Annotated in this window: 14 protein-coding genes; 5 read left to right on the forward strand and 9 right to left on the reverse strand. The window is 68.3% G+C overall.

The genetic code is table 11. The features are described 5' to 3' along the window. Window positions 1-2: 2 nt before the first annotated feature. Window positions 3-671 (forward strand): dethiobiotin synthase, encoded by a 669-nt coding sequence (gene bioD, locus VG502_RS13420; protein ID WP_325550567.1) that lies wholly within the window; start codon window positions 3-5, stop codon window positions 669-671. Window positions 672-709: 38 nt separating this feature from the next. Next, a complete protein-coding gene (locus tag VG502_RS13425; protein ID WP_325550728.1) occupies window positions 710-1732 on the forward strand; it encodes a phosphotransferase in 1023 nt (340 codons plus the stop codon). A 3-nt stretch (window positions 1733-1735) separates the two neighbouring features. On the opposite strand, the gene VG502_RS13430 is transcribed toward VG502_RS13425, so the two are convergent. Beyond that, window positions 1736-3181, reverse strand: coding sequence for an HNH endonuclease (locus VG502_RS13430; protein ID WP_325550568.1), 1446 nt, complete (start codon window positions 3179-3181; stop codon window positions 1736-1738). 547 nt (window positions 3182-3728) lie between these two features. Between VG502_RS13430 and VG502_RS13435 the strand changes: the two genes are divergently transcribed. Both VG502_RS13435 and VG502_RS13440 read left to right on the forward strand, forming a co-directional pair. After that, window positions 3729-4619 (forward strand): NUDIX domain-containing protein, encoded by an 891-nt coding sequence (locus tag VG502_RS13435; protein ID WP_325550569.1) that lies wholly within the window; start codon window positions 3729-3731, stop codon window positions 4617-4619. Between the two features lie 152 nt (window positions 4620-4771). Then, window positions 4772-5146: a GNAT family N-acetyltransferase gene (locus VG502_RS13440; RefSeq protein WP_325550570.1), complete on the forward strand. Its 375-nt coding sequence runs from the start codon at window positions 4772-4774 to the stop codon at window positions 5144-5146. Between the two features lie 25 nt (window positions 5147-5171). On the opposite strand, the gene VG502_RS13445 is transcribed toward VG502_RS13440, so the two are convergent. From VG502_RS13445 to VG502_RS13475, 7 genes are all read right to left on the reverse strand, one after another. Then, window positions 5172-5642: a flavin monoamine oxidase family protein gene (locus VG502_RS13445; protein WP_325550571.1), complete on the reverse strand. Its 471-nt coding sequence runs from the start codon at window positions 5640-5642 to the stop codon at window positions 5172-5174. A gap of 57 nt (window positions 5643-5699) precedes the next feature. Then, window positions 5700-7073, reverse strand: coding sequence for a PQQ-binding-like beta-propeller repeat protein (locus VG502_RS13450; RefSeq protein WP_325550572.1), 1374 nt, complete (start codon window positions 7071-7073; stop codon window positions 5700-5702). 13 nt (window positions 7074-7086) lie between these two features. Further along, complete coding sequence (locus VG502_RS13455) at window positions 7087-8034, reverse strand: DUF808 domain-containing protein (RefSeq protein WP_325550573.1); 948 nt, start codon at window positions 8032-8034, stop codon at window positions 7087-7089. Window positions 8035-8086: 52 nt separating this feature from the next. Next, complete coding sequence (locus VG502_RS13460) at window positions 8087-9094, reverse strand: ABC transporter permease subunit (protein ID WP_325550574.1); 1008 nt, start codon at window positions 9092-9094, stop codon at window positions 8087-8089. A gap of 64 nt (window positions 9095-9158) precedes the next feature. Beyond that, on the reverse strand, window positions 9159-10037 hold the full coding sequence (locus VG502_RS13465) for an ABC transporter ATP-binding protein (RefSeq protein WP_325550575.1): 879 nt from the start codon (window positions 10035-10037) through the stop codon (window positions 9159-9161). After that, window positions 10034-10507 carry a GntR family transcriptional regulator gene (locus VG502_RS13470; protein WP_325550576.1) on the reverse strand — a complete coding sequence of 158 codons (474 nt, stop codon included), beginning with the start codon at window positions 10505-10507 and terminating at the stop codon, window positions 10034-10036. Before VG502_RS13470 ends, VG502_RS13465 begins: the two co-directional genes overlap by 4 nt. Before the next feature lie 62 nt (window positions 10508-10569). After that, on the reverse strand, window positions 10570-11940 hold the full coding sequence (locus tag VG502_RS13475) for a mycothione reductase (protein ID WP_325550577.1): 1371 nt from the start codon (window positions 11938-11940) through the stop codon (window positions 10570-10572). A 106-nt stretch (window positions 11941-12046) separates the two neighbouring features. On the opposite strand from VG502_RS13475, the gene VG502_RS13480 reads away from it, so the two are divergent. Next, window positions 12047-13255 carry an MFS transporter gene (locus VG502_RS13480; RefSeq protein ID WP_325550578.1) on the forward strand — a complete coding sequence of 403 codons (1209 nt, stop codon included), beginning with the start codon at window positions 12047-12049 and terminating at the stop codon, window positions 13253-13255. Here VG502_RS13480 and VG502_RS13485 read toward each other — a convergent pair. Further along, a complete protein-coding gene (locus VG502_RS13485) occupies window positions 13211-14392 on the reverse strand; it encodes an SIS domain-containing protein (protein ID WP_325550579.1) in 1182 nt (393 codons plus the stop codon). The two genes, VG502_RS13480 and VG502_RS13485, sit on opposite strands and share 45 nt — an antisense overlap.

Here is a 14392-nt window from a genome sequence, read left to right on the forward strand (position 1 = left end):
GCGTGTCCGGCACGGACACAGATGTCGGCAAAACCATTGTCACTGCGGCGATCTCGGCGACCTGGCGTTCGCGTGGCAAGACCGTCGTCGTCTACAAGCCGACGCAGACCGGAGTCACCGATGACCAGCCCGGTGATGTCGCGGTGATCTCGCAACTGGCGGATGTTCCCGGGTATGACGGCGTGCGACTACAGGCTGCGATGGCTCCACGTCCGGCTGCCGTGCTGGAGGACGCCACGCTGCCGACGCTCGACGATCACATTGCTCGGATCCATGGTCTGCAGGAGTCGTCCGACGTCGTGCTCGTCGAGGGTGCGGGTGGCCTGCTCGTGGAACTCACCGAAGCGGGCGACACGATCGCCACTCTCGCGGGCGTGCTCGACGCGCCCGTCGTCGTGGTGGTGCGGTCCGCGCTCGGCACCCTCAACCACACGGCGCTCACCCTGGAAGCGTTGCAGGCGAGGGGTATTCGTCCCCTCGGCCTGGTCATCGGATCGTGGCCTGTTGAGCCATCATTGGTGGAGACGAGTAACCGCGCCGACTTCGAGGCCGGGTCCGTGGCGCTGCTTGGCGCCATACCCGCTGGAGCCGGTGCCCTTTCGCGGGACGACTTCGTCACCCGTGCGCCAGGTTGGTTGCCGGGCCTTCCCGCCGTTTCGGGGCAGGAGTGACCGGTGGCCGTGTCTTACCAGTTCCACGCGTGACCGACATGCCGACTGCTGAGCGACCAGGACGCGACGTCGTGCTGATGTGTCGCGTGCTGACTGCGTTCGGAGTCCCCGACACCGTCGTGGCGGTCGAGCGCGTCGGGCGGGCGTGGTCCAACCGCATGTGGTCGGTGCGGACCACCGGTGGAAACTTCGCCGTGAAAGAGATGCTCAACCCGTGGAACGACCCGTTCTGGCGCGAATGGCTCGATGAGGCAATCAGTTTCGAGCACGCCGCGGTCACGGCCGGCGTCCAAGCACCACGGCTCGTTCTGACACCTGCCGGCGAAGCGTTGGTCGACGTCGAAGGGCGGACCTTTCGAGTTCACGAGTGGGTCACGGATGCCGTTCCGTGTCCGGACGGCCCGGTCTCACCCGATGTCGCACGTGCGGTTGCCCGGGACCTGGCGACGATGCATGCGCTGCGGGCCGCGCCGGCTCACACCGGCGTCTTCCCGGTGCCGACGACCACGACCTGTGATGGTTGGACCGGACTTGTCACGACACTGCGTCAGGTGGGTTCGCCATACGCGGACGCCGCGGAGTTCGTGGCGCCGGACATCGCTGTTGTGCGGAGCTGGTTCGACCAGCGGCCGGCGACCGAGGGACGACAGGTCATGTCGCACGGCGACGTCGATCAGAAGAACCTGCTGCTCGCCGGCGGGACTCCGTGGTTGGTCGACTGGGACGTCGCAGCACCGTGGGTGCCTGCCGAGGAAGCGCTGCGAACGGCGTTGCCCTTGGCCGATTGGAGCGAACCCGCAGTGGTGCGAGCCTTTCTGGCGTCGTATGCCGAGGCAGGCGGCGAGGTCGTCGAACCAGCGCGCGAGTTGCTCGGCGTCGATCTGATCATCGGTATCGACTGGCTCGACCGGTGTCTCCGCATCGCGGCCGGACTCCAGGACGCCGATCCGCGGCGCGTCGACCAAGCCCGTGCGCAAGCGCCACGCCAATTGCGCGAGATCCACGACCAGGTCGCGATCGCAACCCATCTCCCCCGCTGGTTGTCCGACCGCTCCCCGTGACCTTCAGTCGTCGAGGGCATCTTCGTCCGGTCGCGTAGCGGCTCGTCTTGGGGGTGCGCCTGGCCAGGTGATTTCCATCAGCCATCGCTCCAGTGCTGATCGTGTGGGTGGGGGCATCCCCGGTGGTGCGGGCGGGTAACTCTGCACGGTGAATCCGGCAGATTCGGTGGTCGTCTGGCTTCCGTCGCCGGTCACCTGCCGGTCGGGGTGCTCCTTGATGTAGTTGCACCGGGCGCACAGCCCTTCACCGTTGCGTTCGCTGGTGGCCCCGCCGGTGGCGTGGGAACGGATGTGGTCGGTATGCCGCACCGGCGCACCGCACCACGGGGTCCGGCACACCTGATCCCGCAACAGAATCAGCAACGCCAGCAACCCCGGGTACCGGCGGGCCTTCGACTCCATCCCGACGATGTCCCCCGTCCCCGGATAGGTGAACAACCGGCGCACCAACGGACCGGTCGGGTCACCCCGACTGAACCATTCGCGGACAAGATCGGCCGGCACCGGCCCGTACCCGGGCACATGTCCCGGCGCATCCCCGGTCAGCGTGTCCAACGGCATCAACAGGTTCACGCTCACATTCGTGGGATCGGACCGGCGACGACCGGTGACCCGCTCCACCAGGGTGTCGGCCATCACCCGGGCGCGGGAGAAAGCTGCGCCCTTCGAGGCCGCACCCTTCGAGGTGGCGCCGGTTTCCGAGTCTCCTGCCTGGCCGGCCCCTGCACCTGCGGCCGCTGTGCCAGCTTCGCGTGCTTCGGCGGCTGCAGTGTCGGCGGCGTCGTTGAGTGCGGCCATACAGGCCAGGGCGTCCTTCACGGGGAGGAACGCGGTCAGGTACGCCATACAGTCCGGTGCCGGCCGCATCGTCACCCGCCGCTGCGATTCGGACCTCACCCGGCGGGCCCGGACCGCGTCGGGGTCGGCCCGGTACGCGTGCTCCCGCGCCGCGGTGAGCAGCCGCGATGAAGCGACTTGCCCGAGTTGGTCGGCGATGCCGGCGTCGACCGCGGCACGACCGTCCCGGGACAAGCCCGCGGTCTCGCGGACCAGCCGGGTGGCGTCCCACTCGGAGATCACCCCGGCCGCCAACGCCGTCAACGTGTGCGGCATATCCGCGGTCAACACTCTCGCGACGTTCAGGAACACCGATCCCGCGTGCGGGGTACCCCGCCGCGCGAACCCGACATCCGCCCCGACCTTCCGCGACGTCACCGCCTCCTCAACACCCCGCGGAACATCACACGCCCGCTGCGCCTCGCTGGCGGCCACGACCGCCCGCGCCTGCCGGGCACTGATCGCGTTACGCAGCTCTTCCAGCGCTCGTACTTCAGCCCAGGGGTCACCGGTGGTGATCGGGGCGTCAAGCCGATCGTGGAACGCGCGCACCGCCGACGCATCAAGGACACCCACCGGGGTGCCTGTCGCGTGTCGCAGTGTGTCGTCCATGTGTTCGAGTATTTCACGAATAGTGCTGGAACACAACGGCTTTCGTGGTCGAGTGTTATCCACATCCCCCTCCGTGCCGGGGTTCGTGGTCGAGGGGATGTGGATAAGTCCTGGGGTTTCGATACGGCCTCCTCCGCTGCGCTCCCCCGCCCTACCCTTCGATACGCCGCTCGTCCCTCACGGCTACTCAGGGCGGCGCTCAACCCACAGGGTTGGCCACACTCGACCCGCGACCGGCACGAAGGCTGGCCAACGATCGATGACCCAACCGAACGAGAAGGCGCGCGCCAGCTGGCGTCGGGTGCGTCGCCGGGCCGGGCCTATGCAGTGAGCGGAGCGCCAGCGGAGCGAACGGAGTGAGACCGGCACGGCGGCGCAGCCGACGCCCCATCCCCGGCACGGCGGCGCAGCCGATGCCCCATCCCCGGCACGGCGGCGCAGCCGACGCCCCATGCCATACGCCCACCGAGCGAGGAAGGCACGCCCCCACGACATACGCCACCCGGCGGCGTAGCCGACGCCCCGGCCACCGACATACGGTGAGCGCATGACGCACTGGCACCCGACGGACCGCGGCATCCTGACGCTGCCGTCCGGCCACACGGTGCGGGGTCGGGGCTTGAGCGCTGATCCCGAGTCGTCGCCGGACCCCGAGTTCGGCCTGTACCTGCTGGCGTCACCTCCGGCCGACCGGCCGTCGTGGGATCACATCTGGGTCGAATGGACCGACTTCGGGCTGCCCGTCGACCCGGCCGGCGCACGCGAGGCACTCCGCTCCGCCTGGCAGCGCGCCGCCGACGAACGCGTCGAAATCGCGTGCCTCGGTGGGCTCGGCCGCACCGGCACGGCCCTCGCCTGTCTCGCGGTCCTGGACGGCCTGTCCGCCGCTGCCGCCATCGCCCTCGTCCGCGATCGGTACGACGTCCGGGCCATCGAAACGCCCGAACAGCTCGATTTCGTCAAGGAATTCGCAGCCGGACAGTTCTCCGCAACTACTCCTCCACGCGGGGCCGATGAGCGCGCATCGCGAGCCGTCCGAGTGAGTGCGTATGCCGTATGCGTCCACGACGGCGCCATCCTGCTCTCCCACCAGGTCTCGAGCGGACCCGCTCAGGACAAGTGGACACTGCCCGGCGGTGGCGTCCATTTTGGCGAGGATCCCGCCACTGCCGCAGCACGCGAATGCCGCGAGGAGACCGCGCTCAGTCCCACCATCGGTCCCGTGCTGGCGATCCATTCCGACACCTACACCGCGACCGACGGTGTCGAGTGGCACGGCATACGCATCCTGTTCGCCGGCACGTTCACCGGCGCGCGGCCGGACCCGACCAGCCCCGACGACGGGGAGATCGACGGGGTCTGCTGGTTCCCTCTGGACGATCTGCCGGTGCCGATCACCGAGTGGGCGAGCCTCGCGACACGGGCCGGTCGCGGCTGACGTCATCGCCCACCGCGGGCCTGGTCCCGTTCAGCAACAAAGCCTCATGCGACCCGCGAGTCACATACCGTGAGTCTGTGACAGTGAGTTCCCGGCGCGAGGCCAACGTCGTCCTCGTTCGTGAAGTAACGCCTGAGTTGCATTCTGCCGTAATGCAATTGGTTGCCGAGCTGTCCTCGTCGGCGCCCTCGTTGCGATACGACGCACTCGAGGCGCTGGTCGCCCACGACGCCATCGACCTCTTCACCGCGTCGGTCGACGGCGATGTGGTCGGGATGCTCACCCTCGCCACGTTCCCGATCCCGACCGGCACCCGGGCGTGGATAGAGGATGTGGTCGTCTCCTCCTTCGCCCGTGGGTCCGGCACCGGCAGCGCCCTCGTGCGGGCCGCCGTCGACCACGCCCGCCGACTCGGGGCGCGGACCGTCGACCTCACGTCGCGCCCCAGCCGGCAAGCCGCCAACCGGCTCTACCTGCGCTGCGGCTTCGAGCTGCGTGACACGAACGTCTATCGCCTGCGGCTCTGACCGAGCACCGATCCGGTGTGGCCGGTCAGCTCGACAGGTCGCCGAGCTGTTCGGCATACCAGGCGCTCCCGACGTGGTCCGCAATCTCCCGCAGCGTCCAGTCCGCACCGCGGGGACGGTCCCACTCCTGCCGGCCGGCCGCGGTGAGCCGCAGGCTGAACGTGCGGGACAGCCGCGTCAGTCGCTCGGTCGCCTCCACGAGATCCACCTCCGTGAAGCGAGCAAGGTCGGCGTCCGTGGTGACGACGCTTTCGTACCATCCGTTCGGGCGGGTCGGAACCCCGGCGAGCAACGCCTCCACCTGTGCGAGATGGTCGATCAGGTGATCGGCATACCGGCGAATCACCTTGTGCGGCGTATAGATCCGCTCTCCACCCTCCGCCAGCCGCGGGCGTCCGTCCCACGCGATCCAGGTCCTGGCCAGCTTCAGCACGCGCTCGGTCGCACGCTCGATCTGCATGCCGGGGTCCGTGTGGTTCAACTCATCGATAGTCATCTGCCGAACGTATGCCGGAATCGTCTCGGCCGGCGCCGAAGTGTCGTTGCGACAGGTTCACGACCGGGTGAGATAGGTCGTGTCGCCAACTGTCGCGATGCCCGGTGCGACGCTGATGCTGTTTCCGGGGAACGGTCCGGACAACGTGCCACCGGGTGACACCGCCCACGACGCGGCGTGTTCGTCCCCCACCGCGTCCTCGGTCGTTCCCGACAAGCCGATCCAGCCGTTCGCGTCGGTCGCGCCGAGCCCTATCGACTGCGCTTCGGGGACAGGCACCACCTGGCGGCTGCCCACCCGCCAGACACCGAGGCCGCCGGAGATCTGCACCGGGATCCATACGGCGGAACCGCGTTGACGCTCCAGCATGTCGAAGTCACCCACAGTGACGCCGGCGGGCGGGCGCACCACGTGGACCGTCCCGCTCCGGACATCAACCTCGGTGAAAACGGCCGGATCACCCGTGGATGCGAGGACGATCGACGACCCGTCGCCGAAGAAGGTGAACGTCGGTGGCACCGCTGCCTTCCAGAGCCGCTTGCCCGAGTTGAGGGAGTCGGCGGTCATGGTGTCGCCGTCGAGGGACACGCAGGTATCCCCGACGAAACGCGCACTGAGCGGAACATGCTTCGGCTTGAGCACCGAGCGGCCGTCCTCGGTGCGCAACACCGTGACCTCGTCCGGCTGCTCCGGATCTGCACCGGTAGCCAGGAACACGCCGGCAGAAGGCCTCTGGAACCAGCTATACCAGTTTCTCGGCTGACGCAGGTCCAGCTCGGCTGCCGCCAGACCGCTGCGCTGCCACACCGTGCCACCCGTCCGCAGGTCATACGCGACGGCCCTGAACCGCGAATGGCGGGTCTGGGTCGTCACCACCACGTCGCCGTGGAAAGTCACGCCGCGAATGTATGGCGAAGCCTTCACCGCCCACAGCCGCTTGCCGGTGCCCGGCTCGTACCCGATCAGCAGCCCACGCGTGTCGGTCTCCGGGTGGTTGATCACGACCGCTGTCGGAGTCGCCACGACGAGCATGTCTCGCTCCGGATCCGGGGAATGCCAACGCATTTCGCCCGTGCTGCGCTCGCGCCCACCGGCACCGGAGAAGAGCAGCCCACCGACCACGCCGTGATCGCTCGCCACCGCCCCGTCGGACTGCCACCTGTCGGGGCCGCTCCACGGCCAGCCGTCGAGCGCGACGAAGGCCGCGCCGAGGACCAGCACGGCGCTCAGCACCCCCGCCACGATGCCTCGCCAATTCCGCAGCGTCGCCCACACGAGGCACCACACCCCGAGCAGCACGCACACCGCACCGGCGAAGTAGACGAACCTGCCGCGATCTGCGGCCACTGCCAGCGCCACCCCGGCGATGCCCAGGACCACCAGCGCCACGCCCACGCGCAGCGCCGGGTGGACACGAGTCGATGTCGTCACGGCTCTCCCCTCCCTATGCAGCCGACTGCGAGTGCTTCTTCGCCGCCCCGCTCCTACGCGGTATGACGTGCAGGACCACCAGCACCATGGCTCCGACGATCGCACCGAAGACCGCCGAGAAGAACGTGTTCACAACCCAGCCCAGCGTCGAGCCGAGCGCACCGGTGGCGTCGTGCACGGCGTGCTCCACCTGGTGCACGAGACTGTATGGCGCATGCCACCCGAGCTCGTCGAAACCGTTCAGCAGGATGTGCCCGCCGACCCAGAGCATCGCCACGATGCCGACCGTCGACAGGACGGCCATGACCTTCGGCATACCGGTGACCAGGCCGCGGCCGATCTTCTCCCGAGCCCCGGTCGCACCGTCGGCGAGCGCGAGACCGATGTCGTCCATCTTCACGATCAGCGCGACGACGCCATAGACGAGCGCGGTGATCAGGATCGCGACGACCATCAGGATCGCCGCCCGCGACACGAACGGCTCGTGATCGACCTCGTTGAGCGCGATCACCATGATCTCCGCGGACAGGATCAGGTCGGTCCGGATCGCGCCGGAGATGACCTTGCCCTCGTCCTTCGGCCCGTCGTCGGCCTCCTCGTGGTGCCCGGTGAACGCCTCCCACAGCTTCTCCGCACCCTCATAACTGAGATACGCGCCCCCGAGCATCAGGATCGGCGTCAGCGCCCACTCGGCGAACTGACTGAGGATCAACGCGACCGGCAGGATGATCAGCAGCTTGTTGCGCAGCGAGCCGATGGCGATCTTCTTGATGATCGGCAGCTCGCGCTTGGCCGCAAGGCCCTCGACATACCGCGGGGTCACCGCCGTGTCGTCCACGACGACACCGACCGCCTTCGCGCTCGCGCGACCCGTCGCCGCGCCGACGTCGTCCAACGACGCCGCTGCCAGCTTCGCCAGTGCCGCGACGTCGTCGAGCAGCGCTACCAGTCCTCCAGCCATGCGCGAAGTCTATGCAGCGAATACGCAGCGGCCTCCCACCTGGCGCGCGTGGTCAGGCATCCCGGCGACGCAACAGGACGAAGGTCGCACCGACCAGCACCACGACCAGCACCATGAGCCAGCCGAACTCGACCCATTGGAACGCCCAGAAGCGGCTGCCCGGCTGGTAACTGGTCCACTGGGTGTACCCGTGATGCAGCAGGTATGACGTGGGATCGGGCTCTCCCGGCTGTGCACCCGCTCCGATCCCGGCGGCGTGCAACACCTTGTCCACACTCTCCTGACTGACCCGCGTATCGCCCTGCTGCCACCACTGTGAGAGCTGCATCGTCCCGTTGACGTGGTCGAGGCTGCGGGTCTTCAGCGGTGGAAGGTAGTGCTGCCGCAACTGGGAAGCCACGAAGGCGAGCCCGAAGGTCACGGCGAACGCGGTGCCGATGGCCGGCACCACCTTCCGGAAGACCAGCCCGGCGAGCAGCGCCGCCGCATACGCCAGCAGCGCCCACGCGATCACCGCGATCCCCGTCGCCGAGAACTCCCCGGCTTGCAGATGCGGCACGGTGTCTGCCCACCACAGCGGTGTGTCGTGCCAGGTCACGAGCAGCCCGAACACGCCGGTGATGAGAGCGGTGCTGATCGCTCCGGCGCAGATCATCGCGATCGCCCAGCGCATCCGCCCGACGCCCTGAGTCCAGACGAAGCGGAACGTCCCGGACTCCAGCTCCCGGCCGATGATCGGTGCGCCGGCGAATGCTCCTAGCAACAAAGGCAATACGACATAGACAACACTGAGCATCGCGACGTTGGAGTGATTGTCGTGGAAGGTCTGCCACGCGAAGCGGCACGCCTGCGAGCTCTGTGGTGTGCAACCGGCGGCCTGGTGGTACGCCGACCTGAGCTGTATGCCGGTGACGATCAAGTAGATCCCGATGGCACCGACGACCGCAGCCGCCGCAAGAAGCGTCCCGCGGTGCCGGCGCCAGCTGACCCACACAAGTCGCCGCCAGGTGACCGGTCGCAGCTCCGCAGGCCGTATGACGTCGAATGTCCGCGAACTCATGGCCGGCCCCTCGTGCCTCGGGTCCTGCCATTCGCCTGAACCATTGGTCGCTCGCTGCGCTCTTTCATGGGACGACCTCGAGTGTCGGGGCTTCCGCCGAATCACCACGCAGGTAGGCGAGACTCAACTCCTCGAGGCTCACCGCACGGGACTGCGCGGCGAAGCGCAACGGGGTGCCCGGATCCATCTCGACCAGCAGGTGTTGTTGGGCGTCGGAGACAGTCCGGTGGACCACCCGGCAGCGCGGGTCGGGCGACCGGTCCCTGGCCAGGGTGACGAACCGATGGCGCTCCAGCAGCTCGTCGACCGGCCCGCAGACGCGCACCTGCCCCTGGCGGAGCAGCACGAGATGCTCGGCGACCCGCTCCAACGCAGGCAGTACGTGCGACGACAGCAGGACCGACACGCCCTCCTCGGCCATCGCTGTCATGGCCGCTGCCATGAAGTCGTGGCGAGCCACCGGATCGAGCGACGCGGTCGGTTCGTCAAGCACGAGCAACCGCGGGTGGCGGGCGAGCGCCAGCGACAGACTCAGCTGTGCCTGCTGCCCGCCGGACAGCTTTCCGGACTTGACGTGTGGCGCGATGCCCAGCTCTGCGAGGCGTTTTCGGGCGTATGCCGAGTCGAATCCCCGATTCAGGTTCCGTGTCAGATGGATCATGTCCGCGGCCGACAGCTGGTGGTAGAGCGGGGCGTCCTGCGCGACGAACGCGATGCCGTCGAGCGCCGCAGGGCATCCGGCGGGCAGCCCGTCCAGAACGGCGACGGTTCCGCTCGTGGGTGCGGTGAGCCCGACGATCATCTTGAGCAGGGTGCTCTTGCCGGCGCCGTTCGGACCGACGAGGGCAATCACCTCGGCCTCCGGGAGCGTGAGCGTGCAGTCGACCAGTGCCTGCGTGCGGCCGTAACGCTTCCCGAGCTCGTGCGTCTCGATGATGCTCATGAGCTGCCCCTCGTCCTGCGTACGTCGTCGGCGCCGCAGTCCCGGCGCTCGTCAAAATCCCGCATCGTGCTCGAGAACAACGCGACGATGCCGTCGCGGTCGAGCCCGGACTCGTCGGCATCCCGCAACCAGGAGAGCAGCGCCTTGCGCAGGCCGGTCACGCCCGCCAGGTCGATCTGGTGCAGCGTCCCGTCGATGAACGTGCCCTGACCGGGGCGTCCGACGGTGAGGCCTTTGCTCTCGAGGTCGCGGTAGGCCTTCAGGACGGTGTTGGGGTTGACCGCCAGCTGCGCGACGACCTCGCGGACCTTCGGCAGGCGGTCGCCCTGCCGGAGATAGCCGAGTCGCAACGCCTGCTCGACCTGGTGCACCAGTTGCCGGTAGGTGGGCACCCCCGAGCCCGGATCGAGGGTGAACACGATCGGCGACGACTCCGCCGCACCTCTATTCAACCCTTTATCTATCTCCATAGATAAAGAGTAGGGCGGTCATCCCCTGACGACAAGAGTCGATCCGCCGAACTTCGGGCTTGTCAGTCGAATTCGAGACCGAGCAGTGCGTTCTCGACGACCTCGGCGAGCGCCGGGTGGATCCAGTACTGACCGCGCGCGACCTCGGGAGCGGTCTGCCCGAAGCTCATCGCCTGGATGATGGGCTGGATCAGCGAGCTGGACATCGGCCCCATGACGTGCGCACCGACGATGAGTTTCGTATGGCGGTCGGCGATCACTTTGAAGATGCTGGTCGTGTCCTCCATCGCCCAGCCGTATGCCGTGTCGCCATACCGCTGGACCTTGACGGTGACGTCGATGCCGGCCTCGCGGGCGGCGGCCTCCGTCATACCGACCGAGGCGAGTTGCGGGTGCGTGAACACCGCGGACGGCACGAACCGGTGGTCGAAGGCCTGCAGGTCGTCCGGGTGGACCAGGTTGTGCGCGACGACCCGCGCCTCGTGGTTGGCCACGTGCTTCAGCTGGTATGGCGAACTCACGTCACCAAGCGACCACACGCCCTCGACATTGGTGCGGCCGAACTCGTCCACTTGGACCCGACCGTCGGAATGCGTTGTCACACCGGCCTTTTCGAGACCCAGTCGCTCGGTGTTCGGCTGCCGTCCGGTGGCGACGAGCAACACCTCACCGCCGATCAGCTCGCCGGACTCGAGCTCGAGCACCACTTCGTCGGACGTCTCCTTCGCACCGACGACGTTGGCATCGAGGTGCACCTCCCACTGCCGCTTCGCCAGCTCGGTGAACGCGGCGCTGATCTCCTCGTCCTCCTTGCGCAGCAGCTGTGAGCCGCGGTTGACGATGCGCACCTTGACGCCGAGCGCGCTGAACACGTGCGCGAATTCCGAGGCGATGAAGCCACCGCCGAGAATGACCATCGATGAAGGCAACTCGTCGATGCGCATGATCGTGTCGCTGGTGTGGAACGGCACCCCGGACGCCGAAATCGCCTCGGGCACCACCGAATGCGACCCGGCCGCGATCACGATCTGATCGGCGGTCACCTCCTCGACCCGGTCACCCACCTGCACGCGCAGCTCGCGCGGCCCGACGAACTCCGCATGCCCTTCATAGGCCGCCGTATTGGAGCCGTTCTCCCGGTATTCGCGGCCACCGGCCTCGATCGGGTCGATCCGGCCGAAGATGCGATCGCGGATGTCGCGCCAGCGCACGCCGTCCAGGGTCGAGTCCACGCCATACCGGCTCGACTCCCGGATGGCGTCGGCGACCTCCGCGGCATACACGAACATCTTGGTGGGGATGCACCCCACATTCAGGCAGGTTCCGCCGAAGAGGCCCTCCTCGATCACTGCCACGCGCTTGTCGTCGAAGTCGGGCGTCACGAGTGAGTTGCCGGAGCCGGTGCCGATGATGGCCAGGTCGAAATGCGTCACCGGACAAGCGTATGCCGCGAGTCCTCGACGCCGCTCCACGGTGACGCGTGGCTCGACATACGAGACACACGTTCACATATTGGACGAATCGGAGCAGTCTTGCCCCATGGCGGAGGACACCCGGTGGCGACGGAATCTCGTTGTCTGCGTGGGCGGTTCGTTCACGACCATCGTCGCCATGACGATGCTCATCCCCTACCTGCCGATCTTCGTCGAAGAGCTGGGCGTGCACGACCGGGACTCGGTGTTGCGCTGGTCCGGCATCGCCTACAGCGCGACGTTCTTCACCGCCGCACTCACCGCGCCGCTATGGGGTGCCCTGGGCGATCGCTTCGGCCGCAAGTCCATGCTCATCCGCGCCAGCCTCGGGATGGCGATCGTGATGTCGTGCATCGGACTCGCGCAGAACGTCTGGCAACTGGTCGGATTGCGACTGTTGACAGGCCTGCTCGGTGGTTATGCCTCCGGTTCGACGATTCTCGTCGCTGCGCAGACACCGAAGGAGCGCAGTGCGTGGGCACTGGGTGTGCTGTCCGGTGGCGTCATGGCGGGCAACATCGTCGGGCCGTTGTTCGGTGGGTTCGCTCCCGAGCTGGTGGGGGTCCGCACGACCTTCTTCCTCGCGGGCGGGCTGATCTTCCTGGCCTTCATCGCCACGACGACACTGCTGCACGAGGACCGGAAACCGCCGGCGCGCAGGGAGACCGAGCACCACGGCACCTGGTCCCAACTGCCGCAGCCGGGCGTGGTGGCGATGCTGCTGGTGACGTCCAGCCTGCTGCTCTTCGCCACCATGTCCGTCGAGCCGATCATCACCGTCTTCGTGCAGGAACTGACCGACGGATCCGATCGCGCGTCCTTCGGTGCGGGCGTGATCATGGCGCTCGGCGCGGCCGGCAGCATCGTGTCCGCTCCGCGCCTCGGCCGGTTGGCCGACCGCATCGGTCATCTCACCGTGATCATCGGCTGCCTCGCGGCCGCCGGTCTCCTGCTGCTGGCGCAGGCCGCCGCGCCGAACGTCGTGGTGCTGGCGATCCTGCGGCTGCTGATGGGTGCCGCACTCGGTGGGCTGATGCCGGCGATCACGGCGGCGATCCGCCACCGGGTGCCCGACCGGATCGTCGGGCGCGTACTCGGCCTCTCGGTGTCCGCGCAGTACGTCGGGCAAGTGACCGGACCGCTGATGGGCGGGTATGTCGGAGCCCATCTCGGCCTGCGACCCGTCTTCGTGATCACGGCCGTGGTGCTGCTGGCCGTCGCCGCCACCGACCTACTGATCGGACGTGCGGTCGCGCAGGTCAGCGACGTGCGGTGACACGGCAGGATCCACGCCGAGACCCAGGGCCAGATAGGTCGACGTGAAGTCGGTCAGCGCCATCAGCTCGGCCAAGCGCGCCACGGGATGCCCTGCAGTCGCTGTGGATTCGATCACATGAGCGCCGGCGCCACGCGCGGTGCCCAGCACCGCTTCGGTCAGCGAGTTGGCCGCGTCGCTCTCCGGCGTCGGCGGACGCACCGGCGCGTCGCGCAACATCATCAGGCCGAGCTTGGGTTGCGCCGGTGCGTCCAGGAACGGGTCGGCGAAGATGTCCGCCTGCCGCGCGGTGGCCGCGCCCGACCCACCTCCTGCGGTGAACGGTCCGTCGAAACACGCGACCACCTGTGACGCCGCATCCGGCAGCTCTCCCCATGTCGCCGGGATGCGCGCCGTCTGCGCCAGCATCGCGGCGGCCCGTCGCGCTGCGACACCGGCGAGCGGGCCGTCGCCGAGGACGACCGGCACGGTCTCGGCGAGCTGCACCGCGATCAGTTTCGCCGGGTTGACGAACGATTCGGAGGACGGCCGGCAGGCTTCGGCCTGCTCGTCGAGCCGGTCCGCGACATCGGGGAGCACAGCCTCCGGCACGTCGATCAATCCCAGACCGTCACCGGCCATCAACACCGGTGTCAGCAACGACCACAGCGACGTTCGCGACGACGTACGGCCGTGTCCCACACCGATGTGGACGCCACGGGCCCGGCGACTGATGTCGGCCAGTGGCGAGTCCTCGGCACCGACCGTGAGCAGCGCGGCGCCGCGGCGGGCCGCCTCACGGGCGACAGCGACGGGCCCTTCGGCCCGCCCGGACAACGACACGGCGATCACCAGGTCGAGCGAGCCGACCCAGCCGGGCAGCGGCAGGTTTCGACGCACCGTCACCGGCACCGGCGACGACGGTTCGGCCAGCATCTCCAGCACGTCGGCGACGACGGCGCTGCCACCGAGGGCGGCCACCACGACCGACCGGGGGCGCTCGCCATACGCGACGCGATCGATGCCGCCCTCGGTCGACAGCGTCACCGCCTCACGGACCTGCGCTCCGGCGGTCGCCAGCGCACGCAGTGTTTCGCGGGAGTCCCGGCGTGCGAGCTCGTCCGGGTCGTCGAGTCCGGCTTCGTCCAGGTAGGGCAT

Origin of the sequence: Flexivirga sp., assembly GCF_035551235.1 — a bacterium.
Lineage (GTDB): Bacteria > Actinomycetota > Actinomycetes > Actinomycetales > Dermatophilaceae > Flexivirga.